The following is a 21,561-nucleotide window of genomic DNA, read 5'->3' as shown; positions in this document are numbered from 1 at the left end:
AACGCGGATATATAAAAATTATAGTGTTGGCGTAAAACGATTCTTTTGTGTCGACAATCCATTCGCGATCACAGCTTGATCATAAAGACGGGCTTCTGCCAATGCAAATGGATTAAAGTTCTCATGGGTCAACTGTTCAGCAATATGTGCCACAACATTCATATGACACACCACAGCAATTGACTCGTACGGTAATTTTGACAACCATTCAATTGCATCTTTGGCATCATCATCTGGTTTGATCTTATCGCAAATCAGAACCGGAATGCCGTGAAAATGTGCCTTGATATGAGCCAACGTTTCCTGAGCACGCAATAAAGGGCTCACCACAAAGATTTCAGGCTGAATCACATCTTTTAAAAACTGCCCAGTTTGCTCAGCTTGCTGATGTCCACGCTGGGTTAATGGGCGTTGCATATCGTTTCCATTGATGGCTGGAGACGCTTCACCGTGACGAACTAAAGTTAACTGCATAAAACGACCTTATTTTTTATAGCTGTATCATAACGCGAATAGATGACAGTTTTTTGATTAGACTTCATGATGAGGTAAAACAAACTCAACATCACTACGATGACCATTTTTCATTAAAGACAACGCAATATTCATTGGCGGTGCGCCTTCAAAAATCACTTCATACAGTGCATTGGTAATTGGCATGTATACATCCAGTTCTTGTGCTTTGGTACGCACCTGAACAATGGTATTAATCCCTTCAGCGGTCTGTCCCAGTTCTTTGGTCGCCTGATCCAGTGTTTTACCTGAACCTAGAGCAAAGCCAATCTGATAGTTACGGCTCAACGGACTATTACAGGTCGCAAATAAATCACCGACACCCGATAAGCCTAAGAATGTCAAAGGATTCGCGCCCTGCTTTACCGCAAATCGGCTCATCTCAGCCAAAGCACGCGTCAGGATCATACTCTTGGTATTTTCACCAATCTTGTATGCATCACCCATCCCCATCGCCACAGCATAGATATTTTTTAGCGCACCGCCCAATTCCACACCATGTACATCATCGCTACCAAACACGCGGAATAAGGCGCTGTGTAACGCATGCTGAACCGCATAGCGAACCAGTTCAGAATCACTGGCAATTACAGTGCCTGATGGCATCCCTGCCATAATTTCTTTGGCAAGGTTTGGACCCGATAACACACCGTATGGTACTTCTGGTAATTCTGTACGAATGATATCGCTCATGAAACTGAAGGTTTTAGCCTCAATCCCTTTGGTTAATGAAACCACCGCCTGAGAGGTAATAAATGGTGCAATCTGCTTTAATACATCACGAAATGAATGACTCGGAATCGCCACCAGAATAATGTCACGATCACGTACCGCCAGTTCCAGATCAGCGACTGCACGTAATCCCGGTTCCAAGGTAAAATCAGGCAAATAGCGTTTATTGACGTGAGTTTGATTGATTTCTTCCGCCACCGCAGCATCACGAATCCAGATCATGGTATCGCAACCATTACGCACAGCTAGATTAGCCATGGCTGTACCAAAACTACCACCACCCAATACTGTAATTCTTAATGCTGTTTTTTGATCCACAGCCACGGGTTCAACTAAATCGCTAAATTTTAACTCTGTCATTTTTTATCCTGAAACCTATTTCTTTCTTTAATCATTACAAACCGAGCTTAGTTTGCTTGCCACACTTTGACAAAATCCTGACTGTTTATTTCTGCACGCGGCGCAATCGCCTTTGCCGCAGTTCCGATATAGATAATACCTGAAATTAAATCTTGCTCTTTTAAACCTAACTGTTGTTTTAACCAGTTTGACTCAACCACAGCACCTGAACGCCACATGGTTGCGAACCCTTGTGCCTGTAAAGATAACAAGAAATTCTGAATCGCTGCACCCGTGCTTAGGATTTGCTCAAAATGCGGTACTTTTGGATGATCTTGAAGAGTCGTTAAAGCTAAAATCAGCAACGGCGCACGAAATGGATGCTGCTTCACACGCTCAAGCTGGGCAAGCTCTGTTTCTCCGAGGTCTGCCAAAGCTTTAGCAAGATGCTCACCAAAAGCAGCACGTTGCTCAGGTGTAACGATCACAAAACGGGTAGGTTTTAAACGATGATGATCTGGCGCGGTCAACGCCGCTTGTACTGCTTTTTCGAGTTGTTCTGTATTCGGTGCTGGCTCAATAAGTTGACCAATAGATTGACGTTGATGAATATTTTGATGAATTGTCTCTATATTTGAGTCCGTCATTGAAATGAATCTAACTAACACAAGGATGGCGCTAGATTAGCATAATCTGAATGATTTCCACTATGCCTAATTCATGCTTGTCTCTGCTGCTTATATTGCTTTTTTGTCAGTAAATGAAAATATCATCATTGCTAAGCTCATCATTCATTTGACAAAATTAACAGAGTCTCTGCACAAACTGTACATAACCTGCCAAAGCACTCAGAAATTATATGTTCAAATAATATGATTACGTAACCACTTGAGAACAAGCAATGAAAAAAACCTTCATCATGAGTTTACTTGGCGGCTTGGCATTGGGTCTGACTGCATGTGCATCTACCCCGACCAACACATTAGCGATTCAAAAAGAAAATAATCAATATGAAGTAACAGGCATTGGTAAAACAAATTTGATCGCTAAAAATAATGCGATTAGCGCTGCCCAAAAAACCTGTACTCGCAATACCTCGCCTGTTGTTGTCGATGAAAAAACAGCTTATCAAGGTGTACTGAAAGGTGTTGTAGATGAGCAGACGGGCAAGATGGTTGAAGCTGCCGCAGGTGTGATTGGTACTATTACAGGTAAAAATGCTTCTTTAGCCAAAGATGATGATTACCAGACCACACTCACCTTCTATTGCAAAGGCAATGCCTAAAAACAAAAAAGCCGATGTTTCTACATCGGCTTTTATTTTCTGGATTGCTTAGTGAGCTTCGCTCGCAGCAACCTCTGTAACATCAGTATTATGTTCATCTAAATTCGGTTTATCGATTGCATCAATTGCAGCTTGTTGCTCTGGAGTCGTTTGAGTTGCTACAGCAGCAGAAGCAGCCTGATCTTGCTGTTCAACATTCTTCGCTTCTTCTTTCTTTGCACATGCAGTCAGCATGATTGGAGCAATGATTAGCGCGGCAAGGGTTAATTTAAATTTCATCACGGCTTTCCACAGTAACTTGGTTAACTTGTGACAAGCATATTTCAGATATATGACACTTTAATGACTGCAACGTTGTACAAAAGTAAAAAGAGCCGATTTAAATCGACTCTTTTTTATATTTTCGTGACTAATCAAAAGGTTAAATCTTGATTAAGCACGTTCAAGTAAAGCTGCAACCGCAGGTAAAGTCTTACCTTCTACAAACTCAAGGAAGGCACCACCACCCGTTGAGATATAACCAATTTGGTCAGCAACTTCATATTTATCAATCGCAGCCAATGTATCACCACCACCAGCAATCGAGAAACCTGCAGATTCAGCAATCGCCAAAGAAAGTGCCTTAGTACCTTCGCCGAATTGATCCACTTCAAATACGCCTACTGGGCCATTCCAAAGAATCGTTTTTGAAGTTTTCAAGATCTCTGCAAATGCTTTAGCCGTTTCAGGACCAACATCCAGAATCATATCGGTATCAGTCACATCTGCAACATTTTTCACGACAGCTTGTGCGTTTGCCAATGAACCCAAGAAGTCTTCAAAGTTGATTTGGCTTGCATCTGCAACCACAACATCAGTTGGTAATGGCACACTCACTTTTGCAGCAATTTGTTTTGCTGTTTCAACCAAGTCAGCTTCGTAAAGTGATTTACCAACGTTATAACCCGCTGCCGCAAGGAAAGTATTGGCAATACCACCACCAACGATCAATTGATCGCAGATTGTTGATAATGAGTTTAATACATCAAGTTTAGTTGATACTTTAGAACCCGCAACAATTGCCACCATTGGTTTTTCTGGAGTTTGCATTGCACGACCAAGCGCATCTAATTCAGCAGCCAACAATGGACCTGCTGCTGCGATTGGTGCAAAACGTGCTGCACCTTCAGTTGATGCTTCTGCACGGTGCGCTGTACCAAATGCATCCATAACAAATACGTCACAAAGCGCTGCATATTTTTTTGCAAGTTCTTCGTTATTCTTCTTTTCACCGTGGTTGAAACGTACGTTTTCAAGCAATACTACCTGACCCGCTGCAACGTCCACGCCATCTAAATAGTCTGTGAATAATTTAACGTCTTGACCTAAAGCTTTGCTTAAATAAGCCGCAACTGGTGCAAGTGATTGTTCTGGTTTTGGCTCACCTTCTACAGGACGACCCAAATGAGAAAATACCATTACTGCTGCGCCTTTTTCCAAAGCAGCTTTAATGGTTGGCAATGCAGCACGTAAACGTGCATCACTGGTAATTTCCCCATTTTTTACAGGAACGTTTAAGTCTTCACGAATAAGGACACGTTTACCTGCTAAATCAAGATCAGTCATGCGCTGAAAATTCATGGATGGCTCTCTAGTTGATTTTAAAAACGGCACAATTTTAAATGATTCTCTGAAATAAAGGTGAGTTTTTTTGCAGAAAAGCTGCCGAAGCCGTCACTTTTGATTATGATAATCAGCGTCACCCGATCTTTATTATTATTATGTCTATTCATCCAGATCCTAAAATTAATCGTTTAAATGTACTTGGCGAACCTTTAGCCAGCTGTTGTTATGATCCGCTGACCGGATATTTCCGTAATGGTTTTTGTCACACGGCGGTCACCGACTCAGGTCAACACACCATGTGCGCGCAAATGACCTCTGAATTTCTGAATTTTTCACAAAAAGTCGGCAATGACCTGATCACACCGTTACCAGAAGTCGGTTTTCCCGGGCTTAAACCGGGTGATTTCTGGTGTATCTGTGTGACGCGCTGGGTGGAAGCCTATCAGGCTGGACATGCGCCACCGATCAAACTCAATGCATGCCACAATGCGGTGTTACACTACGTACCGCTCAATATTCTTGTGGAATATGCGGTCTAATGCGTCAACCTGAATTGATTTTGGCATCTAGCAGCCAAACCCGCAAAGATCTCATGGATCGTTTAAGGCTCGATTATCGCTGTATTTCACCTGATATTGATGAATCTGCAACAGGTGAATTACATGCCGATGATTTGGCTAAAAGACTGGCCCATGAAAAAGCAGCTGTGATCGCTCAGCAACATCCCGATGCCATTGTGATCGGTTCTGATCAGGTGGCTTGGCGTGAACATGCCCCCTATGATTTTATTGGCAAGCCTTTAAGTGTTGAAAATGCCATTCAGCAATTACAGACCAACTCGGGTCAAACCGTATTTTTCAGCACCGCGCTCAGTGTTCAACATTTACAGTCTGGCTTTGAAACCACACTGGTTGAGCATTACCAAGTCAAATTCCGCGAAATAACTTTGGCGGAAATTGAACGTTATATTGAAATTGACCAGCCTTTACATTGTGCGGGCAGTTTTAAATGTGAAAGCTTGGGGATTAGCTTATTTGAAAAAATGGTGGGTGATGATCAAACTACCTTGATGGGCTTACCAATGATTCAGCTGTGTAAGATTTTACGTGAGTTTGGGATAAACGTTCCTTAAAAAATACCCTGACCTAAACTCAATTTAGATCAGGGGCAATCATTATTCCTCGACTACAGTGACTCTTTTTGGCAATGCAAACCAGATAAAAATCGACAAGATCAAGAACAACAAGGCAGCGACATTCAACACGGAACGATGTGATTGACTAAAGGCCTGTTTTGCAGCAGTACTCACATGTTCAGCAATCGCAGGTTGTAATTGCTTGGCAGCTTGAACCGCCTCTCCAATCGAGCTACTCACCTGTTCAATAATGCGATGCGGCACTTCGGTTGGTACTACAATCGAGTTGGCATAGAACCATGACAACATCAGACCGAAAAAGGCAATTCCCAGACCTGCTCCCAGCTCATAGGCCATCCCTTCAATCGCCCCTGCTGCCGTCGCTTTGCTTGGTGGCACTGAAGACATAATCGCAGAGGTTGAAGCCAATAAAGCAATTTCCACGCTTAAACCTAAAACAACCATCCAGCTCCAGACCTGCATCTTCGCCTGCATAAAATCAGTATTTGCCAATCCCCACAAACTTACAGCACTCATCAACATACCGAGCGATGCGACTGAACGGAGACCAAAACGATTGACCAGCATACTGGCGATTGGGCCACCTAAACTAATCGCAACCATGAACGGTAAAATGAATGCCCCTGCTGCCAGTGGTGAAAGTTGGTAAACAAATTGTAGTTCTTGTGAAATCAGCAATTCAAAACCGACCAATGCCATCATGGAGACAATTGCCATCACCACACCTGTCGCAATCACAGGATGTTTGAATAATTGAATATCAATCATTGGAGATGTTGAGGTGAGCTGTTTGCGGACAAAGCCTACCAGTAAACTCAAGCCCACGGCAAAGATTAAAACCGACCAGATGCTAAACCCATGCATTACGGTTTTCACCGCATAGATCATGCTCAGGATGGCCACCACCAAAACCAGCGCCTGTAACAAGTTGAGGTTCTGCTTTGGTTGCCCTGCCTGTTTTGGAATCACAAATACCGTTAAAGCCAACACAGCAAGCATAATCGGCACATTAATCAGGAACACAGCGCCCCAATGGAAATGCTCCAGCAAGAAACCGCCCAGTAACGGGCCAAAGGCTGCACCACCACCACCGACAGTCGCCCAGATGCCAAGCGCGAAGTTACGTTGCTTCTCATCCAGAAAGGTATTACGGACCGCAGATAAAGTCGCAGGCAAAATCATGGCTGCACCCACTGCCAATAATGCACGTGAACCAATTAAGGCATAAGCAGTAGAAGAAAATGCAGCTGCCAGTGACGCCAGACCGAATAAGATCCCGCCAATAATCATCAGCCGTTTAAAACCAATACGGTCTCCCAACGCACCCATCGGTAAAATCAGGCCCGCCATGACCAAGGAATAGATATCAATAATCCACAGCAATTCATTTGCTGATAAAGAAAGTGACTCACTCAACGTCGGTGTCGCCACGTGTAAAACGGTCGCATCAATCGATACAGGGAGATAGATCAATACAACGATTGCAAGAATTAACCACTTGCGTGACATAAATGCCTCTAAATTGGACAATTGTTCAAATTGCTGTCATTATAACCAAAATTGAACACTTGTCCAACTTTAAAATTTGGAGTAGTGTGTTTCCGTTTTATATACAGGTATAGGTGCAAACAAAGAATGGCTTATTTAAATCGCGAACAACGTCGTGAAATGATTTTACAGGCGGCCATGCAAGTCGCTTTAAACGAAGGTTTTTCTGCGATGACCGTACGCCGTATTGCCACCGAAGCGCAAACCTCGACAGGACAAGTGCATCATCATTTTGTCTCCAGCTCACATTTAAAAGCAGAAGCATTTATCAAACTAATGCAACAACTGGACGAAATTGAAAATCAGGTCAGCACAGCCAATGCTTTACAGCGCCTCTCCCTGTTATTGGGTTGCGAAAATATTGAGCAGATTCAACCCTATTTAAGACTCTGGAATGAAGCCGAAGTTCTCATTGATCAGGATCAAGAAATAAAACAGGCTTACAACATCGCCATGCAGGACTGGCATCGCTCAATTGTCCGTATGATTAATGAAGGTCAAGCACAGGGAGAGTTTCATTTTGAGACCAATAGCCATGACATCGCATGGCGGTTAATTGCGTTTGTCTGTGGTCTGGAAGGAATTTATAAATTAGAACTGACTGGCTTAAATGAAGCTGATTTTAAACGTCATACCGAAGCCATCATTCAGGCAGAATTGTTTAAAAAGTAAAATGAGAAAACAATGAGACACCCCTTATTACAAACGCCAAGACTGGATTTATTTCTATTTCAAATGGATGATCTAGCCGATATCTACCCTTGTGTGACTACAACGTTAACGCGTTATATGACATGGGAGCCAGCACAAAGTTTTGCTGAAATCGAGCAGATTGGACAAATATGGCTTATCGCAGAAACAAAACGTACGGATCACCATTTTGTATTACGTAATAGAGAAGATCAGCAATTTATTGGCTTAATTGGCATCCATCATTTAGGTACTGCAACACCCGAATTGGGCTTATGGATTCGGGAAGATTGCCATAATCAAGGCTTTGCCAAAGAAGGCCTCTTAGAAGTTTTTCATTGGGCTTCTGCACATATCTCTGCCCAATATTTCTTATATCCTGTTGCAATCGAAAATCAGCCAAGTCGTAAACTAGCTGAATTTTTAGGGGGAACTATTGCTGGATACAAAACTGAACGGAAATATGAGGCAGTGATTTATCACATTCCACCCTATCAAGGTGCTACGAATTAGAACCAGCCTTTGCGTCCATTTAAAATTGCATCTGCACAACGAAGCGTTTCCTGACTTAAGCCCCACAAACGATAATCCCCTGTTGCCGAAGTCACATTAAAATTATGGGTATAAGCAAAACTCAATTCACGGTCAAAATCACACCAGGCCCCTGAACCATTAAAGCCAACATGACCAAAGCCATGTGGTGCACGTTTGCCCATCGTTAAAATACGGTGATAACCCAAACGCCAATGCATTGGAATTGGCATCACTCGATCACGAGCTTTGCTTTGTACCGTACTGAGTTGCTTAAATACTTCTGGACGAATGAATTGTTGCCCCTGCCATTGCCCTTGATTGGCCAGCATCGCATATACTTTAGCCAAACTATCTGCAGTAAATACACCATTGGCTGCCGGAATAACGGCTTGTAATCCTTCATCGCTGTAGAAGCTAAAATTGCGCATCCCTTTTGGGATCATAGCATCCTGAAAATCCTGAGGGTTTTGACCTGAAAGCTCTAATAATCGTTCTGATAAAGAAGCTTTACGTGGTTGACTATTTTTCTTAGCTTGAGGCTTAGTCGAGGTAGGCGCTTTGGGTTTTAACAATAAACGTGCAACACGATCTAGTTCTGAAGCAGGCGTGCCGAAATATGCCCCATCCAGTTCAAGGGGTTGTACAAGATAACGCTGCATTAACCAGTTTAACGGCTGCTTGGCTGCTTTCTCAATCACACCACCCAAAATCCAACCATAGGTCAAAGGCTGATAGGCAAAACTTTGTCCTGCCGCAAAACGTGGTGTTGCTGCTGCAACCACATCCAGCATATGCGACCAATCCAACATTTCTGTCGCGGCATCAATCATATTGCGGATATCAAACAAGCCACTTTGATGCGATAAAACATGACGCAAAGTAATATTGGCTTTGCCATTTTGAGCAAATTCAGGCCAGTAATGCGCAATAGGCTGATCATATTCAAGTATCCCTTCACTCACCAGAATATGCGCAAGGGTTGCAAGAATACCTTTACCCGTTGAGTAACACATCGCTAAAGTATCTGATTGCCAATCTTCTTCTTGAGATTTTTTACCCGTAAAAATATCAACAACTTTTTGACCTTGGAAATACACCACCAATGCCGCGCCGCCTTGCTGGCTTCGCGCATCTTGTAGACGGCTAAACTGGCTAGCCAAGTCAATAAAACGCTCATCAACACTGCCATGATAATGATGCGTATCGGCAAATAAAATTTCTTTAATCAAAGCCCAATTCCTTATGATATTTATGTTTTTATAATATCCCTGTTGCGAACAACAGGGAGCATTTTTAATTTAAAAATGTATTAAAGTGCTTTCACTGTACCAGCCACATGCGGCTTTTTAGATTTCAGATTGCGAATCAAGAAATCTGTTTGCGTTGATTCAGCCGCAGTTAAAAACTCAACTGTTGAAGGTAAATACATTGGCAATTTAAACCAGACATCTGCTTCATAAGCTGCTGGAAGCTCAATGCTCGCCAAAGCTTTGGCCTTGCTCCACATACCATGTGCAATTGCCTGTTTAAAACCAAATGCTTTTGCAGTTACAGCGTGAATATGAATCAGGTTAAAGTCACCAGAAATCACCGCATAACGACGACCTGTATTTTCTGAAATATTCCATTCTGCTTGTAGTTGATAAGCTGGTTCTTGCGTATCTTTAGCCTTCTCACCTGCTTTTTTCTCAGTTTTCTGGCGTGATAAATACGTCGTTAAACTTTCCATTACCACTTCACCAGCAACTTTCGCAGTCGTGATGAAATCAAACTGTAAACCCTTGTCGTGCGGTTTCAATTCACCAAATTTACAAGACAGCGTAATTTGCTCATTCACACCAATTTTGCGTGTCTGCTTAATCTGGTTACGAATATGCACCAAACCCAAGATCGGGAATGGGAAAGCTTCGCTGGTCATCATGTGCATTTGCAGACTTTGAGACAAAACCGCTAAATAAATTGCAGGTACGAAACCATCATTTTTAAAACCACAAATCTCGTTATAGCTTTCTAAATGTTTGGTATCAATCTTAAGTGTATCCACCACATACTCAACTTGTGGCAGAACCTTTTCACCTTTTGGCTTTTTGAAAATGAGACCTTGAATGACTTTTGGATAAGCTAAATAAGGTTTTGGCAACTGACTAAAATGACGTGTATTCATAATAAACCTTTCAATATTTTTATAAAAAAGGGATGCACAAGCACCCCTCTTCAAAACCCTAATGCTTAAGCACCTAACAAGCTTTGACCGCAGACGCGAACCACGTTACCTGTCACACCTGTTGAACCAGTAGATGCATACCACGCAATTGCTTCCGCAACATCTACAGGTAAACCACCTTGGTTCATTGAGTTCATACGGCGACCAGCTTCACGGATCGCGAATGGAATCGCAGCAGTCATTTGCGTTTCAATGAAACCTGGTGCAACTGCATTGATGGTAATACCATTTTTCAATGTCGGGGCAGTAAATTTAACCAGACCGATCACACCTGCTTTAGATACCGCATAGTTGGTTTGACCGAGGTTACCCGCGATACCACTGATTGATGATACACAAACGATACGACCATTTGCATTTAAACCATCATGAGATAGTAAGTAATCGTTAACACGCTCAATTGCAGACAAGTTAATGTTGATCACAAGATCCCAAAGCTCAGGCTTCATATTTGCCAAAGTTTTGTCACGGGTAATCCCTGCATTGTGAACAATCACGTCTAAACCACCCTGTTTTGCAGCAGCAGTCTTGATTTTTTCACCCGCATCAGCAGCAGTAATGTCAATTGCCAACACTGAACCACCAATTGAACCTGCAACACGCTCAAGATCAGCTTGTTGTTGCGGAACATCTAAACAAATGACATGCGCACCATCACGCGCCAATACATGCGCAATCGCTTCACCAATACCACGACTTGCACCAGTCACTAATGCAGTTTTGCCTGCAAGTGGCTTCGCCCAGTCTAAATCAGCCACATCTGCTTTAGATACGCGGATCACCTGACCTGATACATAAGCAGAACGTGGTGAAATCAAGAAACGTAAAGTTGATTCAAGGTTCGCTTCTGCGCCCTGATCGACATAAACCACTTGAGCAGTAATGCCTTTTTTGAATTCTTTACCAACAGATTTGATGAAACCTTCAAGCGCACGTTGTGCAATCGCCTGTTTGACTGTTTTTGCAGTTTCAGGTGTGGTACCGATCACAATCACACGACCTGAACTTGAGATTTGACGAGCGATTGGATTGAAGAAGTTATACAACTCTTTCAACTGCTCAGAATCTTGGATACCAGAAGCATCAAATACAACGGCTTTAAATTTAGATTCTTTATCATCGGCATTCAATGGACGAAGATTTAAGCCGACTTTTGCAGCAGTTTGTTGTAATTCAACATTATTACCGACATAGCTATCTGCATGAATATTGCTAAGAACTTGAGCAATCGCACCAGAAACCGTACTTGATGGTGCTGCGCCAAGCAATACTGCTCCATTCACAACAGGCTGAGCACTTTCAAAACGATCTAGCGTTACTGGTGATGGTAGACCTAAATTTTTTACAACAAATTTACCTAAAGGTGATTGTGTAAATGCTTGGTACTGATCAGTCATGGTTATTATCTCTCATACAAATGAATTTGTTACAAACACATGAATCATGTTGGGATATGGCATGAAATCAATGTCTGATTGACTCATTACAAATCATACTTGAGTTCATGTCTGGATGTCTTGACCTGAATGTGGTCTCAAGCGTCATTCTAGTCAATACAGCAGTATTGAAAATATGGTATGTTTGTACCAAGAATATCGCAATTATGCTTGGAAAAGCCTTATGAGCAAAACAACTCAAGAAAATCCAGCAGTCGACAATTCTGCTCAGGAGACTGTGTCAAATACATCAAAAGCAGCGACTACGAAACGTAAAACTGCGACTACTACTCCAAAAGCAGCAACGACGACACCAAAGACAACGCGTACCCGTTCTACCAGCCGTAGTGCGAGTACTACAAAAAGCGCTGCTTCTACAACGACAAAAGCAGCGACAGCTAAAACAACCAAACCTTCTGTTCAACAGGATAAAACCATGAGCCAAAACACTGTGCGCCGTGTTGCCATTATCGGCGGTAACCGTATTCCTTTCGCTCGCTCTAACGGCGCTTATTTCACAGCTTCTAACATTGACATGTTTACAGCTGCGTTAAACGGTTTGGTTGAGCGCTTCAACCTGCAAGGTCAACGCCTAGGTGAAGTGGTTGCGGGTGCAGTATTAAAGCACAGCCGTGATTTCAACATGACCCGTGAATGTGTGTTAAACACGCAACTTGCACCAGAAACACCGGCTTATGACATTCAGCAAGCATGTGGTACAGGCTTACAAGCAGCATTCTTGGTTGCAAACAAAATTGCTTTGGGTCAAATCGAAGTGGGTATTGCTGGCGGTGTGGATACAACATCTGACGCACCAATTGCTTTCGGTGATGGCTTACGTAAAGCACTTCTTGAGCTTAATATTGCAAAAACAGGTAAAGACCGCTTAAAAGCTTTAGCGAAGATCAATGTTAAAGATCTTATGGATGCGCCTAAAAATGGTGAACCACGCACAGGTTTATCTATGGGTGACCATCAAGCAATCACTGCGCTTGAATGGGGTATTCCACGTGAAGATCAAGACGCTTTAGCTGCTTCTTCTCATCAAAAAATGGCAAAAGCATACGAAGAAGGTTTCTTTGATGACTTAATCACGCCATTCTTAGGTTTAAGCCGTGATAACAACTTACGCGCTGATTCTACTGCTGAGAAATTAGCGAAATTAAAGCCAGCATTTGGTAAGGGCGAAGCTGCAACTATGACAGCGGGTAACTCTACGCCGTTAACTGATGGTGCATCATGTGTACTTTTAGCTTCAGAAGAATGGGCGAAAGCAAACGGTCATGAAGTACTTGCATACCTGACTTTCTCTGAAACTGCTGCAGTTGATTTCGTTGGTAAGAAAGAAGGCTTATTGATGGCACCTGCTTATGCCGTTCCACGTATGCTTGAGCGTGCTGGCCTTAAACTTCAAGATTTCGACTACTATGAAATCCATGAAGCATTTGCATCACAAGTTCTTTCTACGTTAAAAGCTTGGGAAGATGAAAAATTCTGTAAAGAGCGTTTAGGTCTAGATGCACCTTTAGGTTCAATTGATCGTAGCAAACTCAACGTTAAAGGTTCTTCTTTAGCTGCGGGTCACCCATTCGCTGCAACTGGCGGTCGTATCATCGCAACTGCTGCAAAAATCTTAAATCAAAAAGGTTCAGGTCGCATTCTTGTTTCGATCTGTGCTGCTGGCGGTCAAGGTGTCACAGCGATTATTGAAAAATAATCTCTAACCTGATCAACAAAGGGATTAAATCTTTGGATTTAGTCCCTTTTTATATTTAAAGCGACAAAAATTTCATCTATCTAAACTTAAACTCTCATTTAGTCTCATAGTTGGCAACAGCTGCCTGATTGTACTGCGATAACAAGGATGCACCATCAGTTTATGAACAACGACTAAAGCTGAGCAAAGATTTTTCTTACTTTTCAACGTTGAAAAGAAAAAATAAAGACAATTCATCTAATTTATTAGTGAATAGAAAGATAATTCATAAGTTCAAGCCTAAGCCCAACTATCTCGCCCGTTTAAACTTCACAAAATAATCATTTAAAACTTTAATCGCTTGCTTAAGTTCTTTGAGATTTTCTTCATTATTTCCCAACCGTTCAACAAAACGTTGTGAATGAATTTCTAGATCGATCTTTTCATTAATTTGCGGTGCAATCCGAAATAACTTTTCCAGATCATCAAATCGATCTAACTTTCGGTTTGAGAAATACTCTAGACGAAACCCTAACTCATTCAGCACTACCCCGCCCAGAATCGCCCCTTGTTCAGCATCAAAGCTCAATGCATGTTCTTTTAAAAATAACTGCTCAGGTGTTTCTTTAGAACTTTTAAATAAGTTGGTCAATTGGCTTAACATTTCGAGATCGCATCACTATTTTTCAACTGTATTAAACCGCTAAACCCATTATTGAAGCAACCTTCACCTCAGCAGATATAAAAAAAGCACCTGTTAAAAGATGCTTTTCCAACAATTATTTTCCGTACTGTTTCTTTAAATATTCCACAATTTTGGCAGATTCAAACATTTTTACGCCGGTATTCGGATCGACTAGATACGGCACTTGAATATCACGTCCCATCACTTCAACCACTTTTTCACGCTTACCATTTGGTAGCGGAATATATTTCCCCGGTTTTAAACGCAGTACTGCTGGCCCCATGTCCTGCCAACGCTCTTTCGGCACATTATGCAGGATATAAGGCAATTCCAACTCAGTCAGTACTTCACGCACCAAACGGGTATAAGGACTTGCCTCAAAGCTCCACAGCTCCAATAACTGCGCTGGCGCTGGACGCTCAACAATCTGCTGATTAATCCAGACCCCACGCGCCGCATTGGCGACTGTCGCCAATGTAGACACATAGGGAAGTTTTGGATAATGGCTAAATTTTTTCGGTGTTTGGCCTGTTTTACCATAATGTTTAAACAAATGATGAATAATCGTCTGTGACTCATATAGCTGGTCACCTGTATTTTCATCAATTAAAAAAGGAAATTGTTTTTTTCCACCTTTCTCTTTCACGATCTGGCGATATTTTTGACCGCCTTTTGGACATGGATAAATTTCCACATCCAGATTCAGCAAAGTAATAACTTCACGGACACGGCGGCAAAACGGTGAACCTTCAAACTCATAGAGCTTTATTGCTTTTGCAGGTTGATTTGGAAATGGTGTTCCCATTGCCCCTCGTCCACCTTCAATCACGCTGGCAACAACAGATTGTAAAACTTTGAGTTGATGATTCACCCTATTCAGCATAGTGCTATCCTTTTAGCAGTCGACCAATTTTTCTTTTGCAATCACAATGCCATTATTATCTGCATAGATATAATCGCCTGAATTGATTGTCACGCCACCAAAATACAAGCTGACATCGACTTCACCTATGCCTTTGCGATTACTTTTTTGCGGGATTGCAGCCAATGCATGTACGCCTAAATCCAGTTCTGCAATCGCATCGACATCACGTACACAGCCATAGATCACCACTCCATTCCAGTGATGTTTCACTGCTGACTCGGCAATCATATCTCCCATCAGGGCACAGCGCATGGATGCACCGCCATCAACCACCAGTACTTTACCTGTACCATCCGTTGCCAAGAGTTCTTTCACACGCGAGTTATCTTCAAAACACTTTACCGTGACCACTTGGCCACCAAAGGTTTTACGTGCGCCATAGCTTTTAAAGAATTTACCATCTAAAGATGGGATGACCACTTGTAGCTCTTTTTCAGGGTTATCATCTAACAAATCACAAGTTACAAAAGGAATTGTCGTCACTGAAATTCTCCATTATTTGCTTTGTTGTATGCTCAGGTTATCGTACAGTTTAAATGCGGCAGTCTGTGTTTGTGCTGCAACCAGCATAGTATGCGCCAATTGTTCTGCGGTAACAGGTTTAAGTTTAAACGGCCTAGTCCACGTTTTTTCCACCAGCTTAAATGCAGTCTGCGCCAGATCCTCTAGCAAGCGCACGTCACTCCGTTTACCAATTAAAAGCGAAGGCTGGAAAATTGATAGCTTATAAATTGACAGGCTTTTGAGGTAGTTTTCGAGTTCACCTTTCACTTTATTATAGAAAATTGGCGAATTTGCGTTCGCTCCCAACGCGCTCACAATTAATAAATGAATATTTTTATCCTGAACCAGATCAGCAAAATGTGCATTAATTTCATAATCAATTGCATAGAAAGCGTCTTTAGAACCCGCCTGTTTAATGGTACTTCCCAAGCAACTAAAGGCATGGGTATAGGCATTGACATCCTCATCATTCAATAACAGAAAATCTTCCAGAATCAGTTGAGTGACCTTACTGTAAGCATTTAATGTTTCTGAATTTTTCCTGACAACAACGGTAATCGAATTAAAATCTTCTGCTTGTTGTAGCTCATCCACCAAGGCCTGACCAACCAATCCGGTAGCACCAATTACAATTGCTTTTTTATCACCTATTCTCATTTTTAATTCTTCCAAGCTATGACTAGGCTTAATGTAACGTTTTCTTGCACGATTATCATCTGTTAAATGTACTTAAAAGTATCACAAGACTTGACTTCGGGGCTTAGTTTCCTCAAAATATGGCACTTGTTTACGGGCTGGTGAATGTTGCCAATATTTTTTGGTTTTAACTTCAGCCCGCCCAGACCAACTTATTTTCAAGGAGTGCACGAGTGGCAAACTCTGCTCAAGCTAAAAAACGTGCTCGTCAAAACGTTAAAGCACGTAAACACAACGCAAGCTTGCGTTCTATGGTTCGTACTTACATCAAACGTACTGTAAATGCGATCGCTGCTGGTGATTATACTGTTGCTACAGAAGCTTACAAAAAAGCTGTTCCTGTAATCGACCGTATGGCTGATAAAGGCATCATCCACAAAAACAAAGCTGCTCGTCATAAGAGCCGCTTGAACGCTCAAGTTAAAGCATTAGCTAACTAATTTGATGCATATAAAAGAGCCCGAATTTTCGGGCTTTTTTATTGTCTTCAGTTTTTCAAATAAGGCTGCAGACCCGTTCCCGCCTCTTTCACGATCACGATCAGTTTCTGGCAAAACGTATAACTCTCCTCTAGCAACCCCAGATCACGCGTACGTGCATTGTGTTGCGTAAAAGCCTGTTTATAAAACTGATAGCGCTCATTTAAATAATCATGATCCTGACTCAGTGCAATCATCATTAACTCAAAACGAAAATCCAGATCCACCGTAAAGTCTGCTGGCATATCTCCATATGCCCACGCTTGTAACGCCTCCAGTTTACCATGCCCTACATTTGAAAAGATAAAATGGATATAAGCATCTAAATTTTGGAAGAAATCCTGAATATTGTCTTTGCTTTCCCAACGCCCCGTTAAAAAGAAACAAGGCTCAGAAGTATGCTTCCCGATAGAGCGTTGATGTACATCCATCGAACGTAGCCTAAAAATCAAACGCTCAGATAGCTGCTCTTGCAAGTGATCAGGAATAAAACGATCGGTAAAATCCATTGCAAAAGACAGCATCGGGCTAATGGTCAATTTCCTAAGTACCATCTTCAATTGATAAAACACACCAAGCTGTTTTTGAGTCAATAAAAAACAACGATAGCCTGTATCAAGCGCCAATTCTGGTCGACCGATATTCCCCCAGTTTGAAATAAAATCATGTGCCACATTAAAAACATCAAGTTTGAGATGTTGCGTATCTTCTTGCTGCTCAAACCATTGGCTAATCAGTTGCTCAGCAGCAGCCATATTATGCGGAATATCAAAATTGCCTGTTTGCAAAGGTGATTTCACCTCTTCGACAACCTGAATTTGTTTTAATTCCAATGGTTCCAACAAATAAGGTTGCAGCATATTTGACACTGCATTTTCTGGAGACTGCAATTCTCCAATCGCCCATACATTATAATTCGGCTCATAAAACCCTATTCCCGTTTCTTGAACTGTTTCATAAAAGACCCGATACACCGCATCATTTTCAGCTTCTTGTATCAATGCATCTAAACGTACACTTGCGCCTATGCCCTGAGCAAATTGCTGCTTGATCTTTTCGACCCACTGCTGAGTCGGCTCAGAGAAATAGGCCTGATATTGTGGATCACAAATTTTATTGGAAAATAATAGCAACCATGCCTGCAAAGTTTCGCCATGACTGGAAATGTTGCAATACTGCTGATGCAACTCAAAAGCAACTTGATGAGAATCATCTTCTGCGGGTACTTTGCCTGTAAAAATCTCAGGCTCCCATAAATAAATTGTGCTTGATAACATCTTTTTATCCAATTATGTGTCAGTTTTCTCTTTTTATTTTCATATCATGACGAAAAAAGACCAATTTTAAAAGACTAGTTTTTATTATTTTTAACTTTTTAGGACATATGATGAGTGATAAAAAATATGAAGCTCCGAAGCGCTCCATATTTTTATTTATTAAGTTCAGATTAAATCTTATAGTGATTAAGGATTCACTGCTAAAGCCTTAGTTGCGACTGATAAATTCTTAGCCGATAAGCCCGCAAGTACCAAACTATTATTCATCACTGGAATGCTCCATTTTTGATTGGCACCGCTGGTACAATGATAGCGAATTAGACGTGCTCGATTATTGGTTAAATAGCCACCTTCCAGATCGAAGCACTGATTCGATTGCTTAATCGCTTGTGCCGCTGTATCAAGCTCCCACACTTGACTACTTGTACTGCTACAAGGCATCAGATTGATAACATTGCCAGCTGTAGTCGTTAAGCACTGATCTATATATTGCTTATTATGGATTTTACCCAATGCATCATAAATCCATTTTTCTGAATCATCACCTGTACATCCCGCCACTCCACTGATAAATGCGTTGAGCTGTCCATTCGCCACCTTCTCAGCTTTTAAACAATTGGTTCTGTTTAATAAACTGGTACTTGATGCAAAATTCAAATCGCCTTTGAGCTCTAACTTTTCAATAAAAGCACGGAACGCAGTTAATGCATCGGCATTTAAATTGGTCAAGTCCGAGCGATACACATTGATCCAGCGATTTAAACGATAAAGCTTAATCTGCTGCTGGGTATAACGCACCATTTCAGTTTGTGCTTCTGGTGATAACTGATCTTTAAAGGTTCTATATGAATCAAACAACAATTTAGATTCAGGGGAAAGATTTACAACAGCCTTATTCTTATTATTAAGTAAAGCCTGCTCCAGTTGAGGTAATTCAAGCGTTCTTAAAGCTGAATACTCTGCTTCCTTACCAATTTCAACGGCTGGTGCTAAAGCAGTCGTGTTAGCTGGGATTGCAAAACTAGACAGTAATACCGCTGCTGCTTGGTCAGCTTTTTTACAGTAAAGATTGACTTGTTGCGGTGCCTCACTTTGTGCCAGATTAATATGGAACTTATTGGCATTGCCATTCATGCGATGCGGTGCCAAAGCGATATTTTGACTAGCACTTGCAAATCGCACATTCAACCAACAATTTGCGGTTGTAGCATTTGGATTCACTTGTGGTAAATCAAATACATTGCCCCAATTTCCTTTTGCTGCTGGATAGATCAGACCAACTTGCGCGACTGGATCATACCCACCCAAGATCGTATACACAGGCACACCGAACATTCTTGGTTTTAGATAGTTACCATCAGCACGGTTATACCAGACGTTACTTGAATTTGGCGTTTTAGGTTGCGCAACTTCCATCATCCGCGTTGTTGCATTCCATTTTTTATAGCCTGTTGGTGAATTAGCATCCCACACATAACGATCAAAAGCAGGCTGAATTTTTAAAGAAGTACTGTAGCCCGTGTAATGGGTATACCTAGAAATACTGCTTGCCGTTGCGCCACCCGACATTGCATCCCAACCATAGGCATATTTATTCAGGAAGTTTGGTACACCATTGGCCCCATCCCCTAAATTGGTATTGGTCCAATTGAGGTTGCCACGCATTTTATTTCTAAAGGCAATATAGCCCCAACCACTATCCGCATGATGTGCAGCCCAAAACATATTCTCCCCCACAGCACCAGGATAATGCCCAAGCCCATAATGATGGCCGATTTCATGGCTAAACTCATTACCCACAGAATCGATCAAGGTCAACATACCATTACCACCACTTAAGCCATGAGTGGCCTCACCATTGCTGTACTTCCCGCGTGCATAATGCGCTACCACACTTTGAGTCAACTGAGGTTGTTCCTGACTCGCCATTGAAGCACTGGTGATGCCCCAGTTGGCTAGATTAATCCCCACGCCAAAAGTCGACTTGGCGGTATTCTCACGCATATCACCGCTATACACATCACCCGTAGTTGCGCTGGCTGTATCATAAATAACACCACTTGCAACCATGACTTTGTTGAGTCTTAAATCATCATATTTTGCGACGATCATACGTGCAGCAGGAATAGTCTGAAAGTAATCAGTGCCTGCTTTTGCAGGCTCAAGCAGCATATAATGACCCGTAGATTTCGGCGGATCAGTTAATAAGCCTAAACGGATATTCTGCACCACCAATTCACCCGGCGCGGCCAAGTCAATATTGTCTGCTGCAAGATCACCACTGCGGTTATTCAGTGGATCAACCACGCGAAGATGCAGACCTGCTCGGATTTCATGCCATTTCAAGGCAACTGTCCATGCTCGCTTTGAATAACTTACAGGCGGACGTCCATCTGTATTGGATTGATCCGAAGCTGCAATTCTCGATGGCTCTTTCAATTTAACGGTTCGGAGTAGTTGATTACCCTGATAAATTTCGACTTGTAATGTTTGTAAATCCCCCATTTCCGCCAATGGAGTAACCAGCAATAACGCATCTTTTTCCGTGGTTAGGCGTGGCATTGAATCTTTTTCATTATTCTTAGGATTAACCACATGGCTTTGTGCGAATTGCAGCATCGCGGCAAAACTGCCATTTAAATCATTGCGTAATAATCGTGGCAGTCCCAGTTTATCGTAATCATAAAAGCCCAAGACAGCTTCATCAATCACATCCTTGTTGGGTTCAGGATACTTTTCCATAACAGGAGGAATCGATGGGGTTTCTGTCGCCGTATCTCCACCTTGGTTCGGTGTTTCAGATGTTCCATCACCCGGCAACTCACTGGTTCCATCATCTGGAATTAGACTCCCATTTCCCACGGTCGTATTATCATTCTTCGGCGGTTCAGTATGATTTGTTCCACTTGTACTATCTGAAGAACCTCCACCACAGGCAACCACCATCATGGACAGTAAACAGACCGTTAAATATTTAAGTTGTAATTGCATCACATTTCCCCAAGAAAAACTTGTCAAATTATCGTTAATGATAAATTTTGTTAATTAATTAAAATTAATATAAATCATATATTTACAATATTAACAAATTTAAACGATCGAATGTGAAGTTAATTTTTAACATTCAAATAGTATGCTTAATTTATTGTAATTTTAAAATAATAAGCGCTGATACAGAATCAAAGCCACAACAATGCCAGACCGATGTACAACTACATTTTTATAACTCAAATACGG

At 41.8% G+C, this 21,561-nt stretch carries 22 protein-coding genes; 7 read left to right on the top strand and 15 right to left on the bottom strand.

What is annotated here, in order from left to right; all coding sequences use genetic code 11:
* Nucleotides 1–18: 18 nt before the first annotated feature.
* The 3 genes from sixA to A9Z07_RS17375 are packed head-to-tail and all read right to left on the bottom strand — an operon-like array spanning nt 19 to nt 2,231.
* Nucleotides 19–474 (bottom strand): phosphohistidine phosphatase SixA, encoded by a 456-nt coding sequence (gene sixA / locus A9Z07_RS17385; protein ID WP_069579998.1) that lies wholly within the window; start codon nt 472–474, stop codon nt 19–21.
* 57 nt (nt 475–531) lie between these two features.
* On the bottom strand, nt 532–1,605 hold the full coding sequence (locus A9Z07_RS17380) for an NAD(P)H-dependent glycerol-3-phosphate dehydrogenase (RefSeq protein ID WP_047432661.1): 1,074 nt from the start codon (nt 1,603–1,605) through the stop codon (nt 532–534).
* 47 nt (nt 1,606–1,652) lie between these two features.
* Nucleotides 1,653–2,231 (bottom strand): nitroreductase, encoded by a 579-nt coding sequence (locus A9Z07_RS17375; protein WP_069579997.1) that lies wholly within the window; start codon nt 2,229–2,231, stop codon nt 1,653–1,655.
* A 254-nt stretch (nt 2,232–2,485) separates the two neighbouring features.
* Here A9Z07_RS17375 and A9Z07_RS17370 point away from each other — a divergent pair, with 254 nt between their 5' ends.
* Nucleotides 2,486–2,869, top strand: a complete 384-nt coding sequence (locus tag A9Z07_RS17370) for a hypothetical protein (RefSeq protein WP_004771707.1) — start codon at nt 2,486–2,488, stop codon at nt 2,867–2,869.
* A 48-nt stretch (nt 2,870–2,917) separates the two neighbouring features.
* Here A9Z07_RS17370 and A9Z07_RS17365 read toward each other — a convergent pair whose 3' ends face one another.
* The gene (locus A9Z07_RS17365) at nt 2,918–3,148 is read right to left on the bottom strand and encodes a hypothetical protein (RefSeq protein ID WP_069579996.1); all 231 of its coding nucleotides are present in this window, start codon (nt 3,146–3,148) and stop codon (nt 2,918–2,920) included.
* 153 nt (nt 3,149–3,301) lie between these two features.
* Entirely contained in the window at nt 3,302–4,489 is a 1,188-nt protein-coding gene (locus tag A9Z07_RS17360; RefSeq protein ID WP_005257016.1) for a phosphoglycerate kinase, read from the bottom strand.
* 140 nt (nt 4,490–4,629) lie between these two features.
* On the opposite strand from A9Z07_RS17360, the gene A9Z07_RS17355 reads away from it, so the two are divergent.
* Nucleotides 4,630–5,013 (top strand): DUF2237 family protein, encoded by a 384-nt coding sequence (locus tag A9Z07_RS17355; protein ID WP_005229802.1) that lies wholly within the window; start codon nt 4,630–4,632, stop codon nt 5,011–5,013.
* On the top strand, nt 5,013–5,606 hold the full coding sequence (locus A9Z07_RS17350) for a Maf family protein (protein ID WP_069579995.1): 594 nt from the start codon (nt 5,013–5,015) through the stop codon (nt 5,604–5,606). The genes A9Z07_RS17355 and A9Z07_RS17350 overlap by 1 nt, the downstream gene beginning before the upstream one ends.
* Nucleotides 5,607–5,648: 42 nt before the next feature.
* On the opposite strand, the gene A9Z07_RS17345 is transcribed toward A9Z07_RS17350, so the two are convergent.
* Nucleotides 5,649–7,139: an MFS transporter gene (locus A9Z07_RS17345; protein ID WP_069579994.1), complete on the bottom strand. Its 1,491-nt coding sequence runs from the start codon at nt 7,137–7,139 to the stop codon at nt 5,649–5,651.
* A 126-nt stretch (nt 7,140–7,265) separates the two neighbouring features.
* Here A9Z07_RS17345 and A9Z07_RS17340 point away from each other — a divergent pair, with 126 nt between their 5' ends.
* Nucleotides 7,266–7,850: a TetR family transcriptional regulator gene (locus A9Z07_RS17340; RefSeq protein WP_069579993.1), complete on the top strand. Its 585-nt coding sequence runs from the start codon at nt 7,266–7,268 to the stop codon at nt 7,848–7,850.
* A gap of 12 nt (nt 7,851–7,862) precedes the next feature.
* The gene (locus A9Z07_RS17335; RefSeq protein WP_069579992.1) at nt 7,863–8,381 is read left to right on the top strand and encodes a GNAT family N-acetyltransferase; all 519 of its coding nucleotides are present in this window, start codon (nt 7,863–7,865) and stop codon (nt 8,379–8,381) included.
* Here the strand turns inward: A9Z07_RS17335 and A9Z07_RS17330 are convergent.
* The 3 genes from A9Z07_RS17330 to A9Z07_RS17320 form a co-directional block, all read right to left on the bottom strand.
* Nucleotides 8,378–9,631 (bottom strand): serine hydrolase domain-containing protein, encoded by a 1,254-nt coding sequence (locus A9Z07_RS17330; protein ID WP_069579991.1) that lies wholly within the window; start codon nt 9,629–9,631, stop codon nt 8,378–8,380. The two genes, A9Z07_RS17335 and A9Z07_RS17330, sit on opposite strands and share 4 nt — an antisense overlap.
* A gap of 80 nt (nt 9,632–9,711) precedes the next feature.
* Nucleotides 9,712–10,566: a MaoC family dehydratase gene (locus tag A9Z07_RS17325; RefSeq protein WP_069579990.1), complete on the bottom strand. Its 855-nt coding sequence runs from the start codon at nt 10,564–10,566 to the stop codon at nt 9,712–9,714.
* 65 nt (nt 10,567–10,631) lie between these two features.
* Nucleotides 10,632–12,023: a 3-oxoacyl-ACP reductase gene (locus A9Z07_RS17320; protein WP_004771693.1), complete on the bottom strand. Its 1,392-nt coding sequence runs from the start codon at nt 12,021–12,023 to the stop codon at nt 10,632–10,634.
* Nucleotides 12,024–12,246: 223 nt separating this feature from the next.
* On the opposite strand from A9Z07_RS17320, the gene A9Z07_RS17315 reads away from it, so the two are divergent.
* Entirely contained in the window at nt 12,247–13,779 is a 1,533-nt protein-coding gene (locus A9Z07_RS17315; RefSeq protein WP_005257010.1) for an acetyl-CoA C-acetyltransferase, read from the top strand.
* Between the two features lie 289 nt (nt 13,780–14,068).
* On the opposite strand, the gene A9Z07_RS17310 is transcribed toward A9Z07_RS17315, so the two are convergent.
* The 4 genes from A9Z07_RS17310 to A9Z07_RS17295 form a co-directional block, all read right to left on the bottom strand.
* Nucleotides 14,069–14,422: a hypothetical protein gene (locus A9Z07_RS17310; RefSeq protein ID WP_005257009.1), complete on the bottom strand. Its 354-nt coding sequence runs from the start codon at nt 14,420–14,422 to the stop codon at nt 14,069–14,071.
* Nucleotides 14,423–14,537: 115 nt separating this feature from the next.
* Complete coding sequence (locus tag A9Z07_RS17305; RefSeq protein WP_069579989.1) at nt 14,538–15,326, bottom strand: glutathione S-transferase N-terminal domain-containing protein; 789 nt, start codon at nt 15,324–15,326, stop codon at nt 14,538–14,540.
* A gap of 12 nt (nt 15,327–15,338) precedes the next feature.
* Complete coding sequence (gene rraA, locus A9Z07_RS17300; protein ID WP_005257007.1) at nt 15,339–15,851, bottom strand: ribonuclease E activity regulator RraA; 513 nt, start codon at nt 15,849–15,851, stop codon at nt 15,339–15,341.
* A 12-nt stretch (nt 15,852–15,863) separates the two neighbouring features.
* Complete coding sequence (locus A9Z07_RS17295) at nt 15,864–16,529, bottom strand: NAD-dependent epimerase/dehydratase family protein (RefSeq protein WP_047432635.1); 666 nt, start codon at nt 16,527–16,529, stop codon at nt 15,864–15,866.
* Between the two features lie 212 nt (nt 16,530–16,741).
* Between A9Z07_RS17295 and rpsT the strand changes: the two genes are divergently transcribed.
* The gene (gene rpsT / locus A9Z07_RS17290; RefSeq protein ID WP_004771687.1) at nt 16,742–17,008 is read left to right on the top strand and encodes a 30S ribosomal protein S20; all 267 of its coding nucleotides are present in this window, start codon (nt 16,742–16,744) and stop codon (nt 17,006–17,008) included.
* 47 nt (nt 17,009–17,055) lie between these two features.
* Here the strand turns inward: rpsT and A9Z07_RS17285 are convergent, their stop codons facing one another.
* The gene (locus A9Z07_RS17285; protein ID WP_069579988.1) at nt 17,056–18,324 is read right to left on the bottom strand and encodes a hypothetical protein; all 1,269 of its coding nucleotides are present in this window, start codon (nt 18,322–18,324) and stop codon (nt 17,056–17,058) included.
* A gap of 186 nt (nt 18,325–18,510) precedes the next feature.
* Entirely contained in the window at nt 18,511–21,315 is a 2,805-nt protein-coding gene (locus A9Z07_RS17280; protein WP_069579987.1) for a M66 family metalloprotease, read from the bottom strand.
* Nucleotides 21,316–21,561: the final 246 nt, after the last annotated feature.

The sequence above is a fragment of the Acinetobacter sp. YK3 genome, from assembly GCF_001729365.1.
GTDB lineage: Bacteria > Pseudomonadota > Gammaproteobacteria > Pseudomonadales > Moraxellaceae > Acinetobacter > Acinetobacter vivianii.
Note: the sequence above shows the minus strand (reverse complement) of the source record. Positions and strands in the feature narration are given on the sequence as shown.